Origin of the sequence: Marinitenerispora sediminis (genome assembly GCF_003336425.1) — a bacterium.
Taxonomy (GTDB): Bacteria; Actinomycetota; Actinomycetes; order Streptosporangiales; family Streptosporangiaceae; genus Marinitenerispora; species Marinitenerispora sediminis.
The window spans coordinates 1-4,843 of the sequence record NZ_QEIO01000240.1; the positions used below are offsets into that span (position 1 = coordinate 1).

Genomic DNA, 4,843 nt, shown 5'->3' on the forward strand with positions numbered 1-4,843 from the left:
TGGCGGGGCCGTCGGCGTCGAGGGCGGGGTCCGGGGCGAGCGGCCGCCGTCTGCGGCGCGGCGGCTCGCCGTCGTCCCGGTCCGCCCAGCGGGCGGCGGGCTCGGCGGACTCGTCCTCGGGCGCGCGGCGCCGGCGGCGGCCGCGGGGTTCGGCATCCGGGTCGGCCGAGGCACGCGGCGGATCCGCGGGCGCGAGCGGCGGCTCGTCGTCCGCGCCGGGATCAAGGCGGCGGCGCCGACCGCGCGCCCGGGAATCGGGCGCGGGCGCGTACCCGGAGTCGTCCGGGACCCGCCGGGCGACGGGTCTGCGGCGGCGCAGCGGTTCGACGTCCGCTCCGTCGAGCTCGTCCGCCCCGAGGTCGGGGCCCATCTCGTCAACGCCGCGCGAGTGCCGCCCGTGGCGGGCGCGCCGCCGACGCGGGCCGAAGTCGTCGCTGTCACTCATCGCCGTCTCCCACCAGTCGGCCGGTGGCGTGCCCGGTCCGCCGTTCGGCGTCCAGCGCGCTCTGCAGCAGCACCGTGGCGGCGGCCTGGTCGATGACCGCGCGGCGGGCGCGGCCGCCGCGGGCCCCCCGCCGGCCGAGGCTCGCCCCGGCGTGCAGCTGCTGCTGGGCGGTGACGGTGGTGAGCCGCTCGTCGACCAGCCGCACCGGGACGGGCGCGAGGAGGCGGGCGAGCGCCGCCGCGAAGGAGCGCGCCTTGCGGGCGGCCGGTCCCTCCTCACCGGACAGGGACGCCGGATACCCGACGATGACCTCGCGCGCCTCGTGCTCCAGCACGAGGCGGGCGATGCGGTCGAGGTCGCCGGGGCCCCGCCGGACGGTCTCCAGCGGTGTGGCGAGCATGCCGCCGGGGTCGCTGCGCGCGACCCCGATCCGGGCGTCGCCCGGATCGAGCGCGAGTCGTACGCCGTGCCTCAACGGGCGGGCTCCCCCAGAACGGGCACGCGGGCGGGCGCGCCGCCCGCTCCGCGGGCCGGCACGCGGTGTGCGGGTGTCATCGGGCCTCCGCCACTCGCCGCTCGACCGCCCGCAGCGCGTCGTCGACGGCTCCGGCGTCGGTACCGCCGCCCTGGGCGACGTCCGGCTTCCCGCCGCCTCCGCCGCCGAGCGCGCGGGCCGCGACGCCGACGAGCTCGCCCGCCTTCAGGCCCGCCTGCTGGGCGGCCTTGTTGACGGCCACCACCACGACCGGGCGGTCCTTCGGCACGCTCGCGACCGCGACGGCGACCGCGCGGTCCTCGCCCAGCCGGCCGCGGACGTCCAGGGCGAGCTTGCGCAGGTCGTCCCCGGTGGTGCCGTCGGGGGCGCGGTGCGCGACGACGAGCGCGGCGCCGTGCTCCCGGGCTCCGGCGGCGAGGCCGGCGGCGGCCTGCAGCACCTGGGCGGCCCGCAGCCGCTCGATCTCCTTCTCAGCGGCGCGCAACCGGGTGACGATGCCCTCGACGCGCTGCGGAAGGTCCTCGCGCGGAGTGCGCAGCTGCTCGGCGAGCTGGCTCACGAGCAGCGACTCCCGGGACAGCCGGCGGAAGGCGTCGATCCCCACGGCGGCCTCGACCCGGCGCACGCCGGAGCCGACCGACGACTCCCCGAGCAGCTTCACGACGCCGAGCTGGCCGGTGGCGGCGACGTGCGTGCCGCCGCACAGCTCACGCGAGTAGTCGCTCATCTCGACGACGCGCACCCGGTCCCCGTACTTCTCACCGAACATGGCGAGCGCGCCCATGGCGAGGGCCTCGTCCAGAGAGGTCTGGAAGTCGCGCACCTGGATGTCGCCGGACAGCACGGTGTTGACCTCCTCCTCGACCGCGGCGAGCTCGGCGCCGTCCAGCGCCCGGTTCGCGGTGAAGTCGAAGCGGAGCCGTCCGGGCTGGTTCTCCGAACCCGCCTGCCCGGTGGCCGGGCCGAGGGCGTTGCGCAGTGCCGAATGGATGAGGTGGGTCGCGGAGTGCGAGCGCGAGACCGAGGACCGGCGGTCGGTGTCGATGGCCGCGTGCACCTGGTCGTCGACCACGATCTCGCCGGAGCGGACCGTGCCGCGGTGCACGAACAGGCCGCCGATGGGCTTCTGCACGTCGTCCACGTCCACGACGCCGCGCCCGTCGACCGAGATGGTGCCCTGGTCGGCGAGCTGGCCGCCGCTCTCGGCGTAGAACGGGGTGCTGTCCAGCACGACCTCGACCTTGTCGCCGGCGCGCGCGGCCGGGACCGCCTCGCCGTCGACGATGAGGCCGAGGACCCGCGCGTCGCCCTCGTGGTCGGTGTAGCCGAGGAAGCGGGTGGCGCCGGAGTCGTCCAGCAGCCGCGCGTAGGTGCTGATGTCGGCGTTGCCGAGCTTCTTGGCCCGGGCGTCGCGCTTGGCGGTGTCCTTCTGCTCCTGCATGAGGCGGCGGAAGGTGTCCTCGTCGACGCTGAGCCCCTGCTCCCCCGCCATCTCCAGGGTGAGGTCGATGGGGAAGCCGTAGGTGTCGTGCAGCTGGAAGGCGTCGGCACCGGAGAACTCGGCGCTGCCGGCGGCCTTGGTGCGCTCGGCGGCGCGGTTGAACAGCGCGGTGCCGGAGCGCAGCGTGTCGGCGAAGTTGCGCTCCTCGGCGTCGATCACGTTGTGGATGCGGTCGGCGTCGGTGCGCAGCCCGGGGTACTGGCCGGCCATCGCGTCGATGGCGGTCTCGGCGAGGTCGTGCAGGTAGTGCGCGTCGGTGCCGGAGAGCAGCCGCAGGTTGCGGATGGAGCGGCGCAGGATGCGGCGCAGCACGTAGCCGCGCTTCTCGTTGCCCGGGCGGACTCCGTCGGCCACCAGCATGGTGGCGGTGCGCATGTGGTCGGCGACGACGCGCAGGCCGACGTCGGAGCGGCTGTCGCCTCCGTAGCGGACGCCGGTGAGGTCGGCCGCGCGGTTGAGGATCCGGCCCAGCGTGTCGGTCTCGTAGATGTTGTCGACGCCCTGCAGCAGCGCGGCCATGCGCTCCAGGCCCATGCCGGTGTCGATGTTCTTGCTCGGCAGCTCGCCGAGGATCGGGTAGTCGTCCTTGCCCGGGCCGGGGCCGCGCTCGAACTGCATGAACACCAGGTTCCACACTTCGAGGTAGCGGTTCTCGTCGGCCTCGGGCCCGCCCTCGCGGCCGTAGGCGGCACCGCGGTCGAAGTAGATCTCCGAGCACGGGCCGCAGGGGCCGGGCACGCCCATGGACCAGAAGTTGTCGACCATGCCGCGCCGCTGGATGCGCTCGGCGGGCACGCCGACCCGCTCCCGCCACAGCGTCTCGGCCTCGTCGTCGTCGTGGAAGACGGTGACCCACAGCCGCTCGGCGTCGAACCCGAACCCGCCGTCGGCGACCGGGCGGGTGAGCAGGTCCCACGCGAGCGGGATGGCCCCCTCCTTGAAGTAGTCGCCGAAGGAGAAGTTGCCGAGCATCTGGAAGAAGGACGCGTGCCGCGCGGTCCTGCCCACCTCGTCGATGTCCTTGGTGCGGACGCACTTCTGGGCGCTGGTGGCACGGGCGTAGGGGGGCGTGCGCTGGCCGAGGAAATACGGCTTGAACGGCACCATGCCGGCGTTGACCAGCAGCAGCGTGGGGTCCTCCGCGATCAGGCTCGCGGACGGCACCACGGTGTGTCCGTTCGTCTCGAAGTAAGCGAGGAAGCGGCGAGCGATTTCTGCCGTCTCCATCAGCGGCCGTCCTTCAGTGTCGTGGGCTTCGTGTGCGGGGCCGGGAGTGGCTTCGGCTGGGCCGCGCGCACGGCCGGTCCCGACGGGTAATAACGATGACGCAGTTCGGCCTCGCGTTGTTCCATGGCGTCCTGGACGTCCTCGTTGAACTCGCGGAGAGCGGCGCGATAGTCGGCGACGTGGCCCTCGACGCGGTCGGCGATACCACCCGGGCTCCACGCACGAGCAGTGCGGTTGAGCTTGTGGACAACATACCCGCCGAGCGCCGCTCCGGCGACAAAGCTGAACAGGCGTCCGATCACGTGTCACCCCGGCGGCGGCGGGTGCGGACCAGGGCGAGCGCGCGGCGCTGGCCGAGCACGCGGCGGACGCCGTAGGAGAACGACGCGGCCTTGACGAGCGGGCCGGTCACGACCGAGCGGGTCAGCGCGGTCACGCTGGACACGTCCTCCGTCGTGGTGGCCACGTTCGCGGTGATCTCCTCGACGCGCTCCAGCGAGGTGTTGGCGCGCTGGACGGTCGCCGCCATGTCGTCCAGGAGCGGGCGGGCCCGCTCGCCGAACTCCGCGACGGCGCGTGTGGTCTCGGCGAGCAGGCGGGTGAGCCTGACGAGGGCCACGCACAGGAACGCGACCAGGACCGCCCAGACCACCGCGGCGATCAGGGCGGCGACTTCTCCTCCGGTCAGCATGCGGACTCCGCTAACGGTTGGGGGCGTTGCGTCGGCGAGCGTGTGGACGGGGCCTTGGTGGCCCGACGTCGCCGAGGGCGGCGGTCACGCCGCCCGTGCTCGTCGGCGAGGGCGGTCCCGCGGTGCGGTCCGGCCCCGGCCGACGAGACCAGAAGCTCGGAATAGGGCCGACCCTATCGCGTCCCGGGATGGGGCAACCCCGTTCCCGCGTCGCGCGTCCTCAAGAGATTATCCACGCGTGCCGGTACGCGCCCGGGCCGCCCACCGCCGCCACGCGGTCCCCGGAGGTCGGACCGCCGGCCCGCCGCGCCGGCGGCCCCGGCCCCGCCGGCGCGGTCGCGCGGGCCGGTACGGACGGTGAGCACAGTCACGTGACGATCGGTGAACGGATTCGTATGACGGACAATTGGGGCGGTCTCCCGTTGGTTACGATTGCGCCGCGCCGGACGCCGCGGCCCGCCCGGCCCGGCCGCGCCCCCGTCC

The 4,843-nt window shown here is 74.6% G+C and carries 4 protein-coding genes and 1 pseudogene; all 5 read right to left on the reverse strand.

Annotation, left to right across the window (positions count from 1 at the left end):
• Positions 1-445 (reverse strand): annotated as a pseudogene (locus DEF28_RS25520) (hypothetical protein); the annotation flags it as partial.
• Positions 438-920 (reverse strand): Holliday junction resolvase RuvX, encoded by a 483-nt coding sequence (gene ruvX / locus DEF28_RS25525; protein ID WP_114400719.1) that lies wholly within the window; start codon positions 918-920, stop codon positions 438-440. The gene ruvX and the pseudogene DEF28_RS25520, both read right to left, overlap by 8 nt.
• A 76-nt stretch (positions 921-996) precedes the next feature.
• Positions 997-3,669: an alanine--tRNA ligase gene (alaS, locus tag DEF28_RS25530; protein WP_114400718.1), complete on the reverse strand. Its 2,673-nt coding sequence runs from the start codon at positions 3,667-3,669 to the stop codon at positions 997-999.
• Positions 3,669-3,971, reverse strand: coding sequence for a hypothetical protein (locus DEF28_RS25535; protein ID WP_114400717.1), 303 nt, complete (start codon positions 3,969-3,971; stop codon positions 3,669-3,671). Before DEF28_RS25535 ends, alaS begins: the two co-directional genes overlap by 1 nt.
• Complete coding sequence (locus DEF28_RS25540; protein ID WP_114400716.1) at positions 3,968-4,360, reverse strand: DUF948 domain-containing protein; 393 nt, start codon at positions 4,358-4,360, stop codon at positions 3,968-3,970. The genes DEF28_RS25535 and DEF28_RS25540 overlap by 4 nt, the downstream gene beginning before the upstream one ends.
• Positions 4,361-4,843: the final 483 nt, after the last annotated feature.